Origin of the sequence: Vibrio sp. (genome assembly GCF_047973365.1) — a bacterium.
Classification (GTDB): Bacteria; Pseudomonadota; Gammaproteobacteria; order Enterobacterales; family Vibrionaceae; genus Vibrio.
Window position 1 is genome coordinate 1 of sequence record NZ_JBKEBW010000019.1, and the last position, 19,100, is coordinate 19,100.

17 protein-coding genes, 1 tRNA gene and 1 pseudogene are annotated in these 19,100 nt (G+C 38.1%); 12 read left to right on the forward strand and 7 right to left on the reverse strand.

Annotation, left to right across the window (positions count from 1 at the left end; all coding sequences use genetic code 11):
- Positions 1-644, forward strand: a pseudogene (locus ACK5MF_RS03080) (group II intron maturase-specific domain-containing protein); the annotation flags it as partial.
- A 268-nt stretch (positions 645-912) separates the two neighbouring features.
- Here ACK5MF_RS03080 and minE read toward each other — a convergent pair.
- The 3 genes from minE to minC are packed head-to-tail and all read right to left on the reverse strand — an operon-like array spanning position 913 to position 2,682.
- A complete protein-coding gene (minE, locus tag ACK5MF_RS03085) occupies positions 913-1,176 on the reverse strand; it encodes a cell division topological specificity factor MinE (protein WP_171138448.1) in 264 nt (87 codons plus the stop codon).
- A 9-nt stretch (positions 1,177-1,185) separates the two neighbouring features.
- Positions 1,186-1,998, reverse strand: coding sequence for a septum site-determining protein MinD (gene minD / locus ACK5MF_RS03090; RefSeq protein WP_416919269.1), 813 nt, complete (start codon positions 1,996-1,998; stop codon positions 1,186-1,188).
- Positions 1,999-2,019: 21 nt separating this feature from the next.
- Positions 2,020-2,682 (reverse strand): septum site-determining protein MinC, encoded by a 663-nt coding sequence (gene minC, locus ACK5MF_RS03095; RefSeq protein ID WP_416919271.1) that lies wholly within the window; start codon positions 2,680-2,682, stop codon positions 2,020-2,022.
- A gap of 191 nt (positions 2,683-2,873) precedes the next feature.
- Here minC and ACK5MF_RS03100 point away from each other — a divergent pair, with 191 nt between their 5' ends.
- Both ACK5MF_RS03100 and ACK5MF_RS03105 read left to right on the forward strand, forming a co-directional pair.
- Positions 2,874-3,152 carry a YcgL domain-containing protein gene (locus ACK5MF_RS03100; protein ID WP_416919273.1) on the forward strand — a complete coding sequence of 93 codons (279 nt, stop codon included), beginning with the start codon at positions 2,874-2,876 and terminating at the stop codon, positions 3,150-3,152.
- Between the two features lie 24 nt (positions 3,153-3,176).
- Positions 3,177-4,148, forward strand: coding sequence for a lytic murein transglycosylase (locus ACK5MF_RS03105; RefSeq protein WP_416919275.1), 972 nt, complete (start codon positions 3,177-3,179; stop codon positions 4,146-4,148).
- A gap of 219 nt (positions 4,149-4,367) precedes the next feature.
- Here ACK5MF_RS03105 and folD read toward each other — a convergent pair whose 3' ends face one another.
- A complete protein-coding gene (gene folD / locus ACK5MF_RS03110; protein ID WP_416919276.1) occupies positions 4,368-5,228 on the reverse strand; it encodes a bifunctional methylenetetrahydrofolate dehydrogenase/methenyltetrahydrofolate cyclohydrolase FolD in 861 nt (286 codons plus the stop codon).
- A 199-nt stretch (positions 5,229-5,427) separates the two neighbouring features.
- Between folD and ACK5MF_RS03115 the strand changes: the two genes are divergently transcribed.
- Positions 5,428-5,504, forward strand: a tRNA-Arg gene (locus ACK5MF_RS03115).
- A gap of 189 nt (positions 5,505-5,693) precedes the next feature.
- On the opposite strand, the gene ACK5MF_RS03120 is transcribed toward ACK5MF_RS03115, so the two are convergent.
- Complete coding sequence (locus ACK5MF_RS03120) at positions 5,694-6,749, reverse strand: DUF1254 domain-containing protein (protein WP_416919277.1); 1,056 nt, start codon at positions 6,747-6,749, stop codon at positions 5,694-5,696.
- Positions 6,750-6,779: 30 nt separating this feature from the next.
- Positions 6,780-7,793 carry a DUF1254 domain-containing protein gene (locus ACK5MF_RS03125; protein WP_416919279.1) on the reverse strand — a complete coding sequence of 338 codons (1,014 nt, stop codon included), beginning with the start codon at positions 7,791-7,793 and terminating at the stop codon, positions 6,780-6,782.
- Between the two features lie 131 nt (positions 7,794-7,924).
- Between ACK5MF_RS03125 and ACK5MF_RS03130 the strand changes: the two genes are divergently transcribed.
- On the forward strand, positions 7,925-8,845 hold the full coding sequence (locus ACK5MF_RS03130) for a LysR family transcriptional regulator (RefSeq protein ID WP_416919281.1): 921 nt from the start codon (positions 7,925-7,927) through the stop codon (positions 8,843-8,845).
- 10 nt (positions 8,846-8,855) lie between these two features.
- Here ACK5MF_RS03130 and ACK5MF_RS03135 read toward each other — a convergent pair whose 3' ends face one another.
- Positions 8,856-9,743, reverse strand: coding sequence for a LysR family transcriptional regulator (locus ACK5MF_RS03135; protein WP_416919283.1), 888 nt, complete (start codon positions 9,741-9,743; stop codon positions 8,856-8,858).
- A 240-nt stretch (positions 9,744-9,983) separates the two neighbouring features.
- Here ACK5MF_RS03135 and ACK5MF_RS03140 point away from each other — a divergent pair, with 240 nt between their 5' ends.
- From ACK5MF_RS03140 to ACK5MF_RS03170, 7 genes are all read left to right on the forward strand, one after another.
- The gene (locus tag ACK5MF_RS03140) at positions 9,984-12,026 is read left to right on the forward strand and encodes an EAL domain-containing protein (RefSeq protein ID WP_416919285.1); all 2,043 of its coding nucleotides are present in this window, start codon (positions 9,984-9,986) and stop codon (positions 12,024-12,026) included.
- On the forward strand, positions 12,010-13,020 hold the full coding sequence (locus ACK5MF_RS03145; RefSeq protein WP_416919286.1) for a GGDEF domain-containing protein: 1,011 nt from the start codon (positions 12,010-12,012) through the stop codon (positions 13,018-13,020). The genes ACK5MF_RS03140 and ACK5MF_RS03145 overlap by 17 nt, the downstream gene beginning before the upstream one ends.
- A 43-nt stretch (positions 13,021-13,063) precedes the next feature.
- Entirely contained in the window at positions 13,064-13,384 is a 321-nt protein-coding gene (locus ACK5MF_RS03150) for a GGDEF domain-containing protein (protein ID WP_416919288.1), read from the forward strand.
- 50 nt (positions 13,385-13,434) lie between these two features.
- Positions 13,435-15,372 carry a methyl-accepting chemotaxis protein gene (locus ACK5MF_RS03155; RefSeq protein ID WP_416919290.1) on the forward strand — a complete coding sequence of 646 codons (1,938 nt, stop codon included), beginning with the start codon at positions 13,435-13,437 and terminating at the stop codon, positions 15,370-15,372.
- Between the two features lie 286 nt (positions 15,373-15,658).
- A complete protein-coding gene (locus ACK5MF_RS03160; RefSeq protein WP_416919292.1) occupies positions 15,659-17,635 on the forward strand; it encodes an alkyl sulfatase dimerization domain-containing protein in 1,977 nt (658 codons plus the stop codon).
- A 48-nt stretch (positions 17,636-17,683) separates the two neighbouring features.
- The gene (locus ACK5MF_RS03165; RefSeq protein ID WP_416919294.1) at positions 17,684-18,172 is read left to right on the forward strand and encodes a hypothetical protein; all 489 of its coding nucleotides are present in this window, start codon (positions 17,684-17,686) and stop codon (positions 18,170-18,172) included.
- 83 nt (positions 18,173-18,255) lie between these two features.
- Positions 18,256-19,100: LysR family transcriptional regulator (locus ACK5MF_RS03170; protein ID WP_416919295.1), on the forward strand; the 845-nt coding region annotated here is incomplete at its 3' end.

Below are 19,100 nucleotides of genomic sequence, written 5' to 3' on the forward strand. Positions count from 1 at the left end.
AGGAAATGAAGAAAAGGGGTCACCGAATAGTACGCTATGCCGATGACATACTGATCTTCTGTCGTAGTAAAGCAGGCGCAGAAAATGCGCTTGTCCAAGCGACCAAGATACTGGAGAAAGAGCTGAAACTGACGGTGAACGAAACAAAATCTCACATAGCTCATAGCGATGATGGAGTGAAATTCCTTGGTGTAGAGATCGGGAGTGAATATACCCGTATACAGCCCAAGAAATTAGTAGAGTTCAAAAAGTAGTTGAAGCAGATGACGAAACGCAATGGTGGAAAACCCATAAGTGAAGTTATCAAGAACTTAAATCCTGTATTAAGAGGGTTCAGTCAATACTTCAGGATCGCCCATAGTAGCTGGGAATACTCAAAGATAGCAGGATGGCTGAGACGAAGACTTCGCAGTATCCAACTGAAATTATGGAAGAAACCGGAGCGGTTGCACAGAAGGCTAAAACAGCTTGGATATAAGCCGCCGTTTAGATTTATCCGAATGAGTAGTTGGAGAACTGCGCAAAGTCCTCTAGCCAGTTATGCGATGCCAAACCAATGGTTCAACGAACTGGGGTTGGTAAATCTTGAGCAAGTAGGAACAGGGTATGTGTTTAGCAATTATGCTGAATGGAAGTATGCATGAGCCGTATACGAGGTCCGTACGTACGGTTCTGTGAGAGGGATGAGGCGGTAACGCCTCACCCTACTCGATATGATAATGGCGAATTATATCATCCTAGGTAAAAATATGATCAGATTGAACATCGGTAGAACAGCGAATGAGCGTCGAACACAAACACGCCCTTATTTTTATAAGAGCGGCCGTCCATGGGGCTCCGCCGAGCCATCCATGGCTCGGAGGGTTTTCTTATCGACACACATTCACTGATCAGAAAGTTTTCCAGATGGTATTATTTTTCATCATCTGGAAGTTTGACGTTCAGTTCTAGCACTGAAATATCGTCATCTTTGTGCTCGAAAGAGAGCTCTACCATTGATGGGTCGATCGCCACATATTTTGCAATGACCTTGAGAATATCGTCTTTTAACTGCGGCAAATAAGTTGGCGCAGGATCATTCTGGCTACGACGCTCTGCGACGATAATCTGTAAGCGTTCTTTTGCTAAACTGGCGGATGTTTTTTTCTGTGGTTTGAAAAATTCAAGTAAAGACATAGTCGCTGTTTAGCCTCCAAAAAGTCGTTTAAAGATGCCTTTCTTCGGCTCGGTCAGGAAACGGAACTCGATTTCCTCACCAAGTAGACGGGCAACGGTGTCATCGTATGCCTGACCTGCATCTGATTGCTCGTCGAAAATCACAGGTACACCTTTGTTAGAAGCATTCAAAACAGCTTGGCTCTCTGGAATGACACCCAATAGTGGCACATGCAGGATTTCTTCAACGTCTTGTACGCTAAGCATTTCGCCTTGATTAACGCGCGCTGGATTGTAACGAGTTAATAGCAGGTGTTGTTTGATAGGCTCTAAACCTTGTTCAGCCCGTAGTGATTTGGAATCAAGAATACCAAGAATACGGTCAGAATCGCGAACGGATGAGACTTCTGGGTTGGTGGTGACAATTGCTTCATCGGCATAGTAAAGCGCCATCAGTGCACCTTGCTCGATACCGGCTGGAGAATCACAAATAATGAAATCAAAATTCATCTCCTTTAGCTCATCAAACACGCGTTGCACGCCATCTTTGGTTAATGCGTCTTTGTCACGAGTTTGTGAAGCGGGAAGAATGAACAGGTTCTCGTTGCGTTTGTCTTTGATCAACGCTTGGTTCAGTGTTGCTTCACCATTGATCACATTGACGAAGTCATAAACAACGCGACGTTCACAGCCCATAATCAAATCAAGATTACGCAAGCCGATATCAAAATCGATAACCGCTGTCTTTTTACCTTTTAAAGCCAAGCCTGACGCAATCGCTGCGCTAGATGTGGTTTTGCCTACACCGCCTTTACCCGACGTTACGACAATAATGCGTGCCATGTTTATCATTTCCTTTAAAACTTAAATTGCGAGAGATTCGAACAGAAGTGAGTCATCATGCATACTCAGCATGACTTTCTGCTGCCAAAACTCACTTTCGATCTGATCGCTAAGCCAGTAATTTCCAGCGATGGAGACTAGCTCAGCTTGTAAATCGTGACAAATAATACGTGCTTCTTTCTGACCGCTCGCACCTGCGATAGCACGTCCACGCAGAGTGCCATGAATATGAATTGAACCATCGGCAATGACTTCAGCTCCCGCGCTAACGTGGTTAAGGATCACTAAGTCGCCATCTTTGGCATACACTTGCTGACCGGAGCGAATAGGAGTTCGTACCACTTTGGTTGGTGCCATTTTCGCCGGTGCGTTAGCTGGACTGTTACTGGCGGTCATGACTGCAAATCCGGCTTCAGATGCAAGCGTTTGGCTACGTTTATCTTTACAGCCGGAAATACCAACAGGAATTAAGCTTGCCTCGCTAATGCCGTTTTTCAGTTGCACAAAATCGATGTCTCCTTCGACTTTTGCAATATTGATGACAACGGGAGCATTAGCAAAAAATGCTGGTGCTTGAGCGACTTTTTGTTTGAGAAAATCTATAGTATTGGAGATGTGATTGTCAGAAAGGTGTAAAACTGACAAAGTAAAACTACTACCTTTTAGGTCAGGTGTATTAGACATTGAAACGTTGACCTCATAAACTCTTGGCTAGGCGTTGCCTGAGACTAGGGGTGTCATGTTATAGTCAGTGACCAGGCACAGCAAGTTATCTTGCAGTTAATTAAGTGATTTGGTCGCATTTTTGTCGAATCTTGACCGTTTCTAGACAAAACTCGTCATTAGTACGTGTTATTTACAATAAAAGGCTCATCATGCTTTGTTCTATCTACAAAAGCCCTAAGAAAGAAGGTACCTATCTCTATGTTCCCAAAAGAGATGATTTTTCGCAGATCCCAGAAGCGCTGATGAAAACATTCGGTAAACCGATATTTGTTATGTTGGTGAATCTGCAATCACGCCAATTAGCTCAGGTAAATGTGGAAAAAGTCAAAGCATCGATGGATGAACAAGGTTTCTTCTTGCAATTGCCGCCACCACCAGTGAATCTATTAGAACAACATAAAGAACGAAAAGCTCAGAACAATTCCTGAGTGAGCATACTCAAGGAGGCTAGGTTGAGAAAATTATTGTCAGTGGTGTTGGGGTTAAGTCTCTCATCACCAGTATTGGCGAACGAGGTGAGCTTTGAACAGTATGTTGAAGGGCTAAAACAACAAGCTCGCGAAGAAGGTATTTCAGAGCAGATTCTCCAATCTGCGTTTACCAAAGTTGAATACAAGCCTCGAGCAGTCGTGGCTGACCGAAATCAGCCAGAAAAAAAGAAAACATTAGACGAATATATTCCAAGCGCAGTACCCGATTGGAAAGTAAAGCAAGCGCGTGCTTTGTACGAGAAGTATTATCAACAACTGAGCCGTATCGGCGAACAATATGGCGTTCAACCTCGTTTCATTGTCGCTTTATGGGGCGTGGAAAGTAACTTTGGTGCCAATATGGGGCGCTTTAGTGTCATTGATGCACTTTCGACGATGGCTTATGAAGGCCGACGTGAAGAGTTCTTCCGTAAAGAAACCATGGCAGCGTTGCAAATTCTTCAACAAGGACATATTAAGCCGGAAGATATGAAGGGCTCCTGGGCTGGTGCGATGGGGCAGTGTCAGTTTATGCCTAGCTCATTCTTGGCTTTTGCTGCCGATGGTAATAGTGACGGTAAGAAGGACATTTGGGGCAGCAAATTAGATGTGTTTGCTTCAACGGCAAATTATTTGAGCAAATCTGGTTGGGATGACAAATATACTTGGGGGCGTCAAGTCAAAGTCCCACATGGTTTAGATAAAAACCTCGAAGGACGTCAGCCAGAGAAAGGCAAATACTTACGCGAGTGGAACGAGCTGGGTATTACTCGTTATGACGGTAAACCACTTCCGGCACTGAGTGATGACATCAAAGCTTGGCTGATCATGCCCGATGATGAAGATGGTCGCACGTATTTGGTTTACAACAACTACAACGTGTTGATGAAATGGAATCGTTCTTATTACTTTGCGCTAGCGGTCAGCCATTTGGCGGATAGAATAGTGTATTAGTCTCATAAGACATCAAAGAAATAAAAAGGGCTCTTAGAGCCCTTTTCTAATATCGCTTTTACACCATTCTGGATCAGTGAATGGATGTCGATAAGCAAACCCTCCGAGCCATGGATGGCTCGGCGGAGCCCCATGGAAGGGTTTATGCGTGTTTGCGTTCGATAGCCATTTACTGTTCCACCGATATCCAATCTGATAATATTTTTATTTAGAACGGTATTATTTCTTGGTGTGAAACTGTTCACACGCAATCATGGTATTCTCAATCAAACTGGCGACTGTCATTGGACCTACACCACCCGGTACAGGAGTAATGAAACTAGCGTTGTTGCGAGCTACGTCGTACTCAACGTCACCGACTAGTTTGCCGTTCTCTAGTCGGTTGATACCGACATCGACCACCACAGCTCCTTCTTTGATCCAAGCGCCGGGAATGAAGTTTGCTTTACCTACTGCAACCACCAATACGTCAGCTTGACGAACATGGCTTTCTAGATCTTTGGTAAATCTGTGGCAAGTGGTTGTGGTGCAGCCCGCAAGTAGTAATTCAAGTGTCATTGGGCGACCAACAATGTTTGACGCACCAACAATCACCGCATGTTTACCACGCATAGGAATGTTGTAACGATCTAAAAGGGTGATAATTCCTTTTGGCGTACATGAGCGTAGTTTCGGAATGCGCTGGGCTAAACGACCAACGTTGTATGGGTGGAAGCCATCAACATCTTTTTCAGGGTGAATACGCTCAAGTACGTGAGTTGAATCGATGCCAGCTGGAAGAGGAAGCTGAACGAGAATGCCATCGATTTCTGGGTCTTGGTTCAGTTGGTCAACTAAATCCAACAATTCTGCTTCTGATGCCGTTGCAGGTAAGTCGAAAGACTTAGAAACAAAGCCTACTTCTTCACAAGCACGTCGCTTACTGCCAACATAAACCTGTGATGCAGGGTCTTCACCTACAAGCACCACTGCTAGCCCCGGAGCACGCAATCCAGCTTCTGTTCTAGCTTTTACTCGTGCTGCTACTTCTGAACGCACGGTTTTAGAAATAAGTGTTCCATCAATATTTTGAGCAGTCATGACTTTCCTTCACATTAGTAGCGAAAATTTTGGTCGCATTGTCGCAGATATTTTGATTAACATCTATAAGCAAACGTTTGCCTTGCTGTGTTTTTCGGCACCTTCTCGTTTAGTGGTAAATTTTTAGGCATTTAAATCAGAAACTAAGATAAAGCCGTTGATTTACCAACTCTAACTCGTATAATCCTTTCTCTGTAACGCGCCCTTAGCTCAGCTGGATAGAGCACCTGCCTTCTAAGCAGGTGGTCACAGGTTCGAATCCTGTAGGGCGTGCCATTATTTAGAAGGGTTAGCAGGTTAGTACTTGCTAACCCTTTGTCGTTTTTGGCGGTTTGTAGTCAAGTTTGTAGGCAACTAAACGTGTTGCCTTATGAAATCTAACGAAGGTATATTTCTGCCATATAAAAATATAGAGACCATTCGGTCTCTATATTTAGATTTGTTTCCGTCTACTAGCTTAATTATTTATTTATCAAGGCTTGGACCTTTTACAAGACGAGAATTCTTCAGGTAGTCTTTTAACACATAGTTCTGAATCGCCTGCTTAGATGTTGGCAAATACATACGTAGTAGACCACTCCAACCTTCTCTGACCGTTAGATTATTTGGCTGATCCTCACAGTTGAAACGGAATGTGTAGCTACCATCTTTATTCGCTTGCATATGCTTGTTTGATATTGCGAAATTATCATCCGCAATCCAACCTTCTTTGTTATATACCGTCATGCTAAAAAAAGCATGGTGATCATATTGCAACGGTGGTGGATTGATGGTTAATGAGCTACAGGTTGCCTCACCGGTATTACCTGGAATTTGCGGCAAATACACGGCAGCATCTGACGGTAATCCTGCCCATCCAGCCGAAGAGGCAATAATGAATGATTTAGGGTCGACTTCTCCTTTATTACCAAACATATCGAATGGTTTCGGGACTTGCGGACGAAGTTTTTGTACGGCAGCTCGACCTGCAAGTACATCTTCTTCATTAAATCCTTTGGCAACGTACTTGTTAGAGGTTTCGGAAGTCAGTTTGATAGAGTCTTGGTATTGGTGCGCCTTTTTCAATGCAGCAGCATCGCGATTATCTGACGCTGCGACACGTGTGTTCAAAAAGACATGTGTTCCTGAGCTGAGCATTTCTGGTGTCAGGCGTAAGGTTTGTCCCGGATACACCTCTGCAACTGTAAATTGGTTTTCATCAATGACTTGTACGATGGCATACTCATCATAGGGCGGCATCGAAATGGTTGCAGACTTAGTGACATCCAAAATCGCATGGCTGTACATGGTGTCTTCGTTTTCGCGGATCACAAACTGGTGATCTTTGCTTGAAGGAATACGGTTATGCTTATAGGTATTCACTGGAACTTCTTGTTGCAAGCGGTTCATGTACCAGTCGGTTTCTTTGGTCGGTTGATCTGCGAAGTCGGTAGTCACATTGTCTAATGTTGCTTCTTTGGCTTGTACGTTAACGGCGAAACTTAAAGTGGCAACAGATAATGCGAGTAGTGTCTTTTTCATAGTGATGATTCCTGTTTATATATTAAACGCTTATTGTGTAATCACTTTTGGCTCTGGCAGTTTATAAGATTCTGTTAGTGATAGATTTGGCTTATAAATACGCATCATCACATCCCATCCTTCGGCAACAGGCATCGCATTTGGCGCATCTTTAGGACAGTTACCGTAGCTAACCGTGAATGAACCATCTGAGTTGTATTTAATGTTGTTTTTATTTAGCACTGCTCTGTCAAAGGCAATATAACCATCGTTGTTATAGACAGTTAGGGAGTAGAAACCTTTACCCGTCACTTCAGGAGCTTGGTAAGTCGCCTGAGAACAGTTTTGCGGATCCATCACTTTACCTTTGCTGTAATAAGAAAAGTATTGAGCTTCGGCATCGGGCAACATACCCCAACCAATTGCAGTACCGTACATATGCATGCGAGGGTCAACTTGCCCATGTGCCCCTTGCATATTTTTCTGATTACCCAGTTTAGAACCTTCTTCGGTCAGCGCATTGCGTACTGCAACTAACTGTTTCATGTCGTAATTAGGCATGACATGAGTACGGTTTGAGTTGGTCTTTACTACGATCTTGTTTTGGATATCTTTTACTCGTTGTAGATCATCAGGGTCATTTGGGTCAATTTGTACGCGAGCAACGATCATCGCGAAATCTGTTTGGCTCTCGATTTTATGAGTACCAGGTGTTGAGAATACTTGGTCAATATAGTGGTCATTTTGTACCACCATGACAGAGATATAGCGGTCACCAGTATCAGGGAGCGTTATTGTTCCACCTTTTGATACATCAGCCACATAACCAGAATAGATAGTGTCTCTGTTCATGCGAACAACGGTTTGATTATCTAATGGTGTGAGACCCGGGAAATGGAACCACTTATTCGAACCAACGAGTTTGGTGATGTTCTTAAAAGCAAGATCTGACTCGGCAAATTCATAGTTTTTTTCGGTAACAGGCACCAAAGCTTCAGCGAAAACCTGGGTTGTTCCAGCCAATGCCAGTGCGGCGAGTGAAAGCGATAAGATGTTTTTATTCATGACGTGCTCACAGAATGTTATTGGTAATTGAATATGTATAAACTTTAGTATCTGTTAACTAACTTTACTCCTGTGATTTAAATTCCTTAAGGGATTTATATTCAACATGCCAATTCAAATAAGGAATTTAAGTGCTAAATGAAAAACAACTTATTCGCAAAGACTTAAATTTGCTGCTGCTACTGGTCACGCTTCATGCAGAGCAAAGCACAGCGAGAGCAGCAGAGCGGCTATTTACAACGCAGTCCTCGGTGAGTAAGGGATTGAAAAAGCTAAGGGAACAACTTGGTGACCCTCTGTTTGTGCGAACCAGAGAAGGGTTTATACCGACCGAAGCATGTAATGTTTTGGTTTCCCGAGTTACACCGTTATTAATTGAGTTAGAAAGGGTTTATGAACATTCAAGCCAAATAGCCACTCAGGATTATTCAGGTGAAATCAGTGTCGCCATTAGCTCTGCTATGTATTATGCGTTAGCCGATGATATCTATTCGATGCTAAAAGAGGATTTTCCTCATGCTACCATTCGTTTGATTCACTGGTCCGAATCAACGGAGCAACAATTACTGAATAGTAAGATTCAAGTTGGCATCAATTATTACCCGATTGAAGTCTCAAAAGATCTTGCTTTTCAAGTGATGTCACCAGTGAGCTTTAACCTGTTAGCGAGGAAAGGGCATCCATTGAGTGATAAAACTGTCACTCTCGAAGAGCTAGCATGCTTTCCATTGGTGGTTTCCGTTATTCCTAACTTCACAAACAAAAACAGCAAAATAGAACTAGCGTTGAGCAAATTGAAGTTAGGTGCCAATATTCTTCTGCGTAGCGATGATGCACAACTGTGTTTAACCACACTGAATCGCTCAGATGCGGTGATGCCAGTGAATCATCTGTTTGCAAAAAAGGCGTCTGGGGAACACATAATGTTAGCTACTCAGTTCAATATGGACAGCTACTTACCACCGATGAATATCGCGCTATTTTATTCAAATCAATTCATAAGCAGCCCGCTCGGCAAGTTGATTCAGCATTCTTTAATGAAGATACTATAACGTTAAGTTGTTATTTAAGTTCATACACTTCAAGCAGTATTGAATAAATGTGATTAATGAGAGGATTATGTCTTTCCACTTGTGGACAATAGAACGTGTAAGCAGTATCGAACATTGTACCAGAAGGATATGGAATAATTGAGAAATCATCATTCAAATATCTGATAGGTGTTTGAATTGCCAATTTTGATTGAGAAACGATATTAAATGCAGATTTAAGGGTTCCTACCGTTACAGCATATGAAATATCTTTCCAAAGTTCTATAGGAAGATAGTCTTGATAACGTGGTTGATAATCGTTCCAGCCCGGGATTTCAACATAGATAAATGGCGTACTTTTTATTTGAGACCAGTGGGTTATATTATGAGATTTATGTACAGCGGTAACAATCTGCTCCGATTTTAGATTTTTTTGGTATACATCCTTTGATATATTTTTATTCTGATAATGAACACCACATTTAATTTTTCCAGATAAAATCTTATCTAACGAATCTTGGTTCCAGACTTCAAAATGAAGTTTTGCATTAGGAAAATTCTTTACCAACCTAGGATATAGGTGGTTAACTATGTAGTCGTATTCTGACTCGACAACTGCTATAGATATTGTATTTGTGTAGCTTGATGGTTCGAATGAGAGGGGAATATTCACCAGGTTTATTAGCTTGGTATAGGTATTTTCTAAATCATTGTATATCTGATTCAAAAAATAAGTTGGCTCGAACCCATTCCTAGTTTTAACGAAAAGTTCATCTGAGAATTCATACCTAAGTTTAGATAAGTCTTTGCTTATGGCACTCTCTGATTTTCCTAATATTTTTGCTACAACCCTCATGCTCTTGTGCCTTTTCAATAAGATAACAATGCTTATCAAATTTAGGTTCACTTTGTTTTCCATTTTGTCATACCTAGTATTACGTGAATGAGTATTGGACATATATTAGACTAAAATTCGCAAATTTTTTTGATCTAATTAAAGTTTGTGGATGGTCATTAATTATGATGATTAATGCTAGCCATTAAGATGGTTGAAGATGTAGTTATTTTCCTATTATTAATAGGAATAATCTTACTTTGGCCGTGAGAAGAAGCAATAAATATAAATTTATATTAAAAATAAATTAAGATGTCTATTTAAATGAATAAAATTTCCAGCATGAAATATCTAAAATTTTTCCCGGTCATCTTCGTTTTTTTATCGGCGAGTTTTTTACTATTAACCTTAGTTGCATTTTCTAACAATATTGTTAAGCCAATAGAGCAATTTGTTAAAAACAGAGTCATCTTTGTGAAGGAGCAAAATATTAAAAATTCGGTTATTTCTATGTCTTTACTTCTCAATGCTATACAGGACATGTACGCAACCGATAATATCGTAACTGATGAACTAAGGGGTCATGTCATAGACCTAATAGATAAATACAATAAAAATAATGATGGATACATGTTTGTATTAGACAATAATGGAAATTGGCTTGCAAGAAAAGACATTGAAAAAATAGGTATGTTTGAAGATGACTTCAAGAATTTATACGGATTAATTAATGGTAGATCTGACTTTAATGGTTGGATAGAATATGAAAATATCGATATTGTTGATAGAAATGAACATATTAAAAATAAAAAATTGAGCTATGTTATTTATATGCCAGACTGGGAGTTTACCATTGGTAGTGGACTTCCAGTTGAACATATCAATAGTGAAATAGATTTTAATGTTGAACAGTTATTGAGCTTGATTGATATGAAGAAGAATAGCCTATCATTAATAAGTGCTTTTTATATTATTACACTTTTAGTTATTAGTTTATTTATAACAAAGAGTGCAATTAATCATATATCATTACTTTTAAGTAAAAATAAAAAAGATAAAAATCAAATAAAAATGATGAAGGTTGACGTCGAATCTAAAAAATATAAAAGCAGTGTAGCTAAACTTCCGAATGTAAATGCTATGCGTTCATATATAAATAAAGAACTAAATGAACAGAGGAAAATTTTTTGTGCACACTTAGTTAATATTAAAAGCCTCCAAAGAATTAATATTGTGCATGGATATGACAATGGTGATGTTGTATTAACAGAAGTTGGTGAAAAATTGAGAAAGTTGATGTTTAAAAATAAGCATCATGTGTTTCATCTAGGCTCAGACCGATTTGTTGTTTTTGTCGAAGGTTATTTTTGTGAAAACTTATTTAAAGAAGTTTATGGAAAAATTAATGATGAACTTGATTCTATCATATTGAGCACTGGTCGGGTTGATGTCTGTTTGAACGTCGCTAGTGTTGAATTTGAAAGTCAGGATGTAAGAAGCGATGAATTACTTCAACAATCTGAACAAGCTATGCGTTATGCAAAATTGAAAAATCTGGACCATGTTTTATATGGAAAAGATATTGGAAAATTTGTTGAACGAGAAGTTGAAATATCTAAACAACTATTCTCAGCACTACACAAAAATGAAATATGTGTCAATTATCAACTGCAAGTCGATGCGAAAACAGAGCAACCCGTCGGTGTTGAAGCTCTCGTTCGCTGGCAGAATTCACATCTTGGTTCAGTCGGCCCCGACGAATTTATCCCTATCGCTGAACGAACAGGTCTTATATATGATATTGGACTATTTGTGATGAAAACTGCCTTCAGAGATGCTCAGAAATTGAATGGCTTAACTGTTTCAGTAAATGTATCGCCTGTTCAGTTACTTAACCCAAATTTTGCTGAAGTAGTAGAAACTGCAATTATTGAAACAAACATGGACCCTAAACTCGTTCTGTTAGAAATAACAGAAAACCTCATAGAGAGTGAAATCGATTATGTAATGGGCAATATTAGTCGTTTGATTGATATTGGTATTAGGTTTTCAATTGATGATTTTGGTAAAGGGTTTTCTTCTCTTTCTTATCTAACCAGATTGCCGGTGCATGAGCTAAAAATAGATCGTAGCTATATCAATGGTATGGAAAAGGACAAAAAGTATCTTGGAGTTGTTCAAGCTACTTTGACTTTTGCAGCAATATCTAAAGTAAAAGTGGTTGCAGAAGGTGTAGAAACTACAAATCAGAAAAATATGCTTATGGAAATGAATTGCGATTATCTTCAAGGATATTTATTTCATAAACCAGAGCCATTCAATTCTATTCTTTATAAGGTCAAAGAACATCATGAAAAGTATCAATAGAATAATATTTAACAACATTCTGATATTTTTTTCTGTCTCTGTATTTTGTGTTATTGTACAAAAAGCAACCTTTTTATTGGAAGATGAGGAAGAGTTATTTAGATATAATATTTATAAAATAAAAAACATAACAAGTGTTATTTATAAATTGTCAGATGATCTAAGTTTACTCTCGTCATTATACCTATCGACAGGTGATAAAAAATACAAGGAAATTTATTCTGAAGTACTAGGGATAAAACATGGAGATAAGCCATTTCCAAACAACTACTTTTCTTTTTTAAATAAACGCTTTTCATCAAATATGACAAGAGATGATTTTAAAGAAATAGTAAATTTCCAGGAATATATTAGTGATCTTTATGACGAAAAGTACCAATATGAATCCAAAGTATTTCTAGAGGTTAAAAGATTATTGGATGTTTTGGAAGATATAGAAATGAAATCTATTCATAACTTTGACCATGGACTTCCCGATAAAGCTAACGAATATTTGAAGTCTAATTATTATACTGGGATAAAATTACAGTTATCGGAAAAATTATTTAAACTTGAGAGTAATGCAAATAATCGTCTATTGATAAGTGCCGAAAAAACAAAACAATGGCAAATTACATTAAGAATATTAGTTCTATTTTCAGTTGTTTTCCTATTTTTCTATATAGGTTTTACTGCTTATAGACATCAGAAAAATATAAGAACTTATATTTCTAGATTGGAAGGATGGATAGACCAAATATCAGACGGTGTTTATGATTTGAATTTTTCAAACTCTACGTTCAAAGAATTCTCTGGCATTAAAGATAAACTAAAAACATTGGCGGAAAAAACGGAAAGTTTAGTTAATAAGATAAATGCACAGGCAGAAACGGATTCATTGACTAATCTTCCTAATCGCCGTTCTCTGATCAATTTCTTAAAAGGTAAAAAATATGACGTTTCTCGTTATAATGCCAAGTGTAGTGTTGTACTTATTGATATAGATAAATTTTAAATCAATTAATGATAATTATGGTCATCCGATAGGTGATTTGGTTTTGAAAAATTTTGCTAACTTAATAAATAAACATACTAGGAATTCAGATTTTATTTCTAGGTTTGGTGGTGAGGAATTTATGATTGTCGCCACGAATACAGATGCTAATTCGGCCTTTTTATTGGCCAATAAACTTCGTGAAAAAGTAGAAAAAGAAGTCGTAAAAATTAATGATGATAAAGAATTAAAATACACCATTAGCTGTGGTGTTGCTTGTTTAACCCCTAATTTAACGTTGGCAGATCTATATAAAAATGCAGATAGTGCCTTATATGAAGCAAAATCGTCCGGTCGAAATAACGTAAAAATCTATATAATGTGAGATTTTTTAAAATCACATATATAATTATTAAAAGTTTAGTAGAGGTTGTTATGTTGAATAAAATTAAAAAAGTTTCGTATAAAATATACATTATAATATTTTGTACTTCATTAGCAACTTTAGTTGTTTCAGGTGTTGCATTATACTCAATAGGAATAATTAACAGTGACTTTAATATGTTTAAGGTAGTCAACAATAACTCGGTGAATGCAAGCCAAGTTCAAAAAGATTTGTTGAATGCTAGAGTGTATGCGCTTTCGTTTCACAATACAGGTAATCAAACGGATTATAGACATGCTGTGGACCGCCTGGACAGTGCTTACCATCGTATTAGTACTAAACCTTCAAAGAATATTGAAGTCAATGTGAATAATAATCTTAATGAAGTTTTAAGTGATATTAAAAGTTATAAAAATCAGTTGTTACAAGTTAAGAATATCACGGGGAAAGGGAGTGATATTGAAGCGTCAAACAAGTCATTAATGATACGTTTGCAAAGTGGTATTAATAACTTTAGAAATTCCATACCAGATGAAAATGGCCCATTATTAAAGGATGTTGTGGAAACTGAGTATAAGTTTAGTATCGTAAGACAGTATGCAACGGAATATCTGGTTTATCATAGCGAAGAGGCTTTTAATAATTACAAAAATTCTTTTAATGAATTGCAGTTTTCAATTGATTATCTTGATGAAGAATACCCAGGGTTGAAGCACGAAAAGATAAAAAGCGATATTAAACTATTTGATGGAAATGTTCGTAGAATTTATGATTTCACCAAAGAAAAGAATGCATTGTGGTATGAATCTCTTCCCAAGCTTGGAGCTTCTATTACCGAGAAATTGGATAATGTACAGAATAATGCTGTTAAAAATCAGAATACTTTGTCAGAAGAAATCTCTGATATTGCAGGCAAATCTATTTTAGCCGTATTTGTTGCGTGGGCTGTTTGCTGTCCACTTGTTTTGATCGTCTGTCATTGGGTGACTCGTAGCGTTGTTGAACCGATTAAATCGACGCAAAACATTATTGAGCGAATGTCTAACGGTGAGCTTCACACTTCCCTGCCTGTCGATGGTGCTGATGAAATCGCGCAAATGTGCCGATCTTTAGGGAAAATGGAACAGAAATTTTTCTATACTGTAGAAGAGATTAATCAAAACTGTAATATGTTAGCGTCAGCCTCAGAGCAATTGGCCGCTATTAGTCAGGAAGTGCTTAACAGTTCTTTGACTCAGCAGCAGCAAACTGATCAGGTCGCTACCGCTATGAATGAAATGTCCGTCGCGATTAACGAAGTGGCCAGTGGCGCAAACGCAGCATCTCAAGAAACAGAGACGGTTACCCTAGAGGCTAACAACGGCATAGTGACGATGTCATCGTCAATGGAAAAGATCAGTGTATTAGCGGAGAAAATGGGTACATTGAGTTCGGACATTTTAACTTTGCACGCTGACACGGAGCAAGTCAGCGGCATTATGAATATTATTCAACATATCGCAAAACAGACTAATCTATTGGCGCTTAACGCTGCGATTGAAGCAGCAAGAGCTGGTGAGCAAGGACGTGGATTTGCTGTGGTTGCTGATGAAGTTCGCCAATTAGCTCTGCAAACGGAAGAGGCCGTAGAGCAAATAGACAGTCAAATCTCCACGTTACAACAAAATACCACTCAAGTGGTGGAATCAATTAATGATAGCCAAAGAATACTAAAAGATACGGTAAAACAATCTGAGTCAGCAAATGTCGCTTTCTCGACAATAGGCACAAGCGTTTCTCATACTAATGATTTAAATACCCAAATAGCGGCTTCAACAATAGAGCAGAGTGCGACAGCGGATATGATAAGCGAAAGTATCACTATCGTAAGAGACAAAATCGATCAGAGCGTTGAAATGGTTTCGGACTGTAATCAAGCCTCGCAACAGCTAGCGAAAATGTCAGTAACGTTATCTCAACTGATGAGTTTCTTTAAATTGGTGCGATGAACTTGAAAAGGTGATGCTTTAAGCGATAGCCAGACCTGACTTTGTTTGTGATTAAACTGATACTTTGATATTAGAGCCAGTCAGGTCAAACATATTATATATAGATGAATCATAAATTCGAAGATACGAGATTTATATTGTCATTGTGAATATTTAAGTGCGTATTTCACTTCTTGTGGTTATATTACTAATTATCGAAATTACGATAGTTTAATATCAAAACAAAGTGTTTTTTTGAATGATAAGCTCTTTTAAAATGTAGGCACTTTTATCAATAGGTGACCCTATGTCTACATCATTCAAAAAACTAACATTGCCCTTAGCTATATCATGTTGTTTCATCGCATCGAGTTATTCTTATGCAACTCCAACCGTTGAAGCTACATCAACCGTAGGGCAAGAACTTCAAACATCTAATGCTCCTCAATATCAAAATATAGATCTGAATCGACGTTATAATAACGGTGTTCTTTTTGAAAATGAGTCCAATCTATTTTGGGGGGAAGGAAAAAGAATAAAAGTTTTATCAAAAACCGGAGATTCTCTAGCGTTTAAAAAAGAATCAGAATTTGTTCATCCAGCGTTAACGAAACATAGCCGTAAGATGGATCAAGCTGTATTAAAAATTGATAATAATATTTATATGGCTTACGGATTCGGTATGGATAATCCTGTCATGATTGAAGGCGATGATGGCATTATCATTGTCGACCCTGGTGAATCAGTTCAGATGGCTCAAGCAGCTAAAGAGCAATTTGATAAAATTACTAATAAACCCGTTAAAGCAATCATTTATACACACAATCATATCGACCATATCTCTGGAGTCAGAGCGTGGACTACAGATGAAGAAGTGGCTAAGGGCAACGTTAAGATTATTGCACAAGCGGGTCTCACTGAAGCTGTTGCAAACTGGTCTTCTAACCTAGGAACATTACTTGGACAGCGAACCTCGTACACAGGGGCAAAGCATGTCCCAGAAGGTGAACATGGTACAGTCAACGATGGGCTTGGCGCTCGATTCATGCAAGGTGACATATCCTTTATTGAGCCGAATACTTTGGTCGGAGCCAATGAAACTCTAGATATCACAGTTTCTGGTATAAAGATGCAAATTGTTAATATCCCATCTGAAACTAAAGATGAAATTGTCGTTTACTTGCCTGAGCAAAAAGTGTTACACGCGGCAGAAGTTCTACAGGGCGAAAACTTCCCGAATCTACATACCATACGTGGTACAAAATTCCGTGACCCATCGGTATGGTTCAAAGGTATTGATGTTATGCGTCAATTTGATTCAGAAGTGATGATAAATTCACACGGACGTCCTGTTGAAGGGAAAGAAGCTGTGTCTAATATTTTAACTGCTTATCGCGATGCGATTCAGTTTACTCATGATCAAACGATACGTTATATGAATAAGGGGCTGACTCCAGATGAATTGGTTGAAGTGGTTAAGTTACCTAAACATTTAGCTGAACATCCTTGGTTAGGTGAGTATTATGGAACGGTTGCACACTCAGTTCGTCAAATTTATGTTGGCTATTTAGGTTTCTATGAAGCAGACCCATGGCAATTGGAACCAATGGAATATGAGCAACGGGCAAAAGCATTTGTTGAAATTATGGGTGGGCGAGACAACATCCTGAGAACTGCAAACGCAGCGATCGATGCAAAAAACTACACTTTTGCTGCCGAAATTCTCTCATATCCAATTACCGTTAATAAAAATGACGTTGAAGCTCGTGAATTGAAAGCAAAGGCTTATAAAGCATGGGCGTCGCAACAAGTTAATATAAACTGGCGTAACTGGGCACTTAATGCTGCAGCTGAATTGGAAAATAATCGAGATTTTTCAAACATGATCAGTTTTTCTTCTATTGATGTTTTAACCGCGTTACCAACGAAACAAATTTTCGATGTAATGACATCAACATTGATTGCGGAAGACACGCTAGATGTGAATATGATGCTGACATACAATTTCTCTGACACCAATGAATCCATTACCATTGAAATTCGTAACGGTGTAGCAGAGCTTCATGAGAACGCAGTTCAAGGTGCAGATGTAACGATTGATACAACTCGTGAGGTGTTGAATCAAATTTTAGTCTTAGGTAGTAATGCACAGAAAACTATCGGTGAAAATTTGGAATCAGGAAAGCTTAAATTTACCAAAGGCAATATTCAAAGTTTTGGGAAATTTATGAGCTACTTTGATAAATCTTTATCTCCAGAAAATCTCATGTTAATCGTTCGCTAATAAACAGCTAAAGGGGCATTTTATGCCCCTTTAGTTTAGATAATCATTATGTATAAATATATTTTATTTCTTAGTTTAGTTCTATCTTCATTTATGTCTTACTCTTGTGGGTTACATCAAAATACAGGATTTAATTTAATTACAGAACCTGGATCATTAGAAGTATTTCAAAATGTCATAGACGCCAGACGAGATAATTTGCTATTAAATAAAGGCAAACCGGATCAGTTTTTATTATATACAATTAAAGCCAAGTTTGATGAATCGCAAGAAGATAAACTGGATTTTGTTCTATTTGAGGCAGTAAAAGGTCATTATAGTGATTTTAAATATACTGATAATCATATGACTGTTACTGGAAAAAATAAAATGCCTGAAAAGGATGAGCTGATGCTGATTACTGAACTCGATGTTTTGGATGCTTTGGCATCAGGGGTAATAGACTGGGAGCAGGCGACTCAACATTCTTTAATTAAACTTGTTGGTCCGCAAAATAAAAAAGCTATGATGAATGAGTGGTTCAGCAAGTTGTTTTAATATACTTCGCTGAGTCTTAGGAAGTTGATATTTTTTAAAAATAGATTAAGATTTTACTTTGTCATATGAAATGTTGAATATATATGAAAAATGAAATTCCTAATCTCAACATGCTAGTGGTTTTTTCAGCAGTAATGGAGCATGGTACTTTAACGAAAGCGGCTGAGCATTTAAGGACGAATCAATCAACGATAAGTTCGTCTCTCGCACGGCTCAAGCAAGAGACAGATCAAGAGCTGTTTATTCGTTCTGGGCGTAGAGTCAGTCCAACAGCATATTCATATGAACTTTATAAAAAAATAAAAGATCCAATAAAACAGTTAAACAGTGTTTTTTATTCTCTCGACTCTTTTGACCCAGATAAAACCGAGCGCAAGTTCGTCATTTCTTCGCCTGAACACTTACACTGGTTCTGTATGAATGTTCAATCGAATTGGGGTAAGCCTAACCTCTCGCTTGAAATATATGAACAACCCGATACAGAATACAAATTGCAACAAGATCTATTAGAACAACGTTATGATATGATCATTGATATTGTTGTCCCTAATAGCAGCTCAATACAAAGCATTCCACTGTTTGAAAGCGACTTTGTTGTTGTGTGTCGAGCTAATCATCCAAGAATTCATAAAAGTATTAGCGAAATGCAATATATGCAAGAGCGTCATATAGTCTTAGAAAGAAAACGTAATGAATCTTATGGTCTTTCTCATTATAGTTCTATTGATTTGACGAACCGAGATATTGCATATCACGGTCATTCTTTATATGGAAACATGATATTAAGTAGTCAATCTGATTATATCACAGTAGTACCGATTTCAATGGCAATGCAATTTAAAGATAGTTTGGGGTTGCAGATATTAAAACCACCTTTTGAACATAAGCCGATTTTAAATCATCTAATTTGGTTACCTAAATTTAATAA

Coding starts and splice junctions, on each gene's coding strand:
- ACK5MF_RS03155 (WP_416919290.1), top strand. CDS start 13,435: ATGTTGAATAAAATTAAAAAAGTTTCGTATAAAATATACATTATAATA.
- ACK5MF_RS03125 (WP_416919279.1), bottom strand. CDS start 7,793: ATGAATAAAAACATCTTATCGCTTTCACTCGCCGCACTGGCATTGGCT.
- minD (WP_416919269.1), bottom strand. CDS start 1,998: ATGGCACGCATTATTGTCGTAACGTCGGGTAAAGGCGGTGTAGGCAAA.
- ACK5MF_RS03160 (WP_416919292.1), top strand. CDS start 15,659: ATGTCTACATCATTCAAAAAACTAACATTGCCCTTAGCTATATCATGT.
- folD (WP_416919276.1), bottom strand. CDS start 5,228: ATGACTGCTCAAAATATTGATGGAACACTTATTTCTAAAACCGTGCGT.
- minE (WP_171138448.1), bottom strand. CDS start 1,176: ATGTCTTTACTTGAATTTTTCAAACCACAGAAAAAAACATCCGCCAGT.
- ACK5MF_RS03135 (WP_416919283.1), bottom strand. CDS start 9,743: ATGGAAAACAAAGTGAACCTAAATTTGATAAGCATTGTTATCTTATTG.
- ACK5MF_RS03100 (WP_416919273.1), top strand. CDS start 2,874: ATGCTTTGTTCTATCTACAAAAGCCCTAAGAAAGAAGGTACCTATCTC.
- minC (WP_416919271.1), bottom strand. CDS start 2,682: ATGTCTAATACACCTGACCTAAAAGGTAGTAGTTTTACTTTGTCAGTT.
- ACK5MF_RS03120 (WP_416919277.1), bottom strand. CDS start 6,749: ATGAAAAAGACACTACTCGCATTATCTGTTGCCACTTTAAGTTTCGCC.
- ACK5MF_RS03140 (WP_416919285.1), top strand. CDS start 9,984: ATGAATAAAATTTCCAGCATGAAATATCTAAAATTTTTCCCGGTCATC.
- ACK5MF_RS03145 (WP_416919286.1), top strand. CDS start 12,010: ATGAAAAGTATCAATAGAATAATATTTAACAACATTCTGATATTTTTT.
- ACK5MF_RS03165 (WP_416919294.1), top strand. CDS start 17,684: ATGTATAAATATATTTTATTTCTTAGTTTAGTTCTATCTTCATTTATG.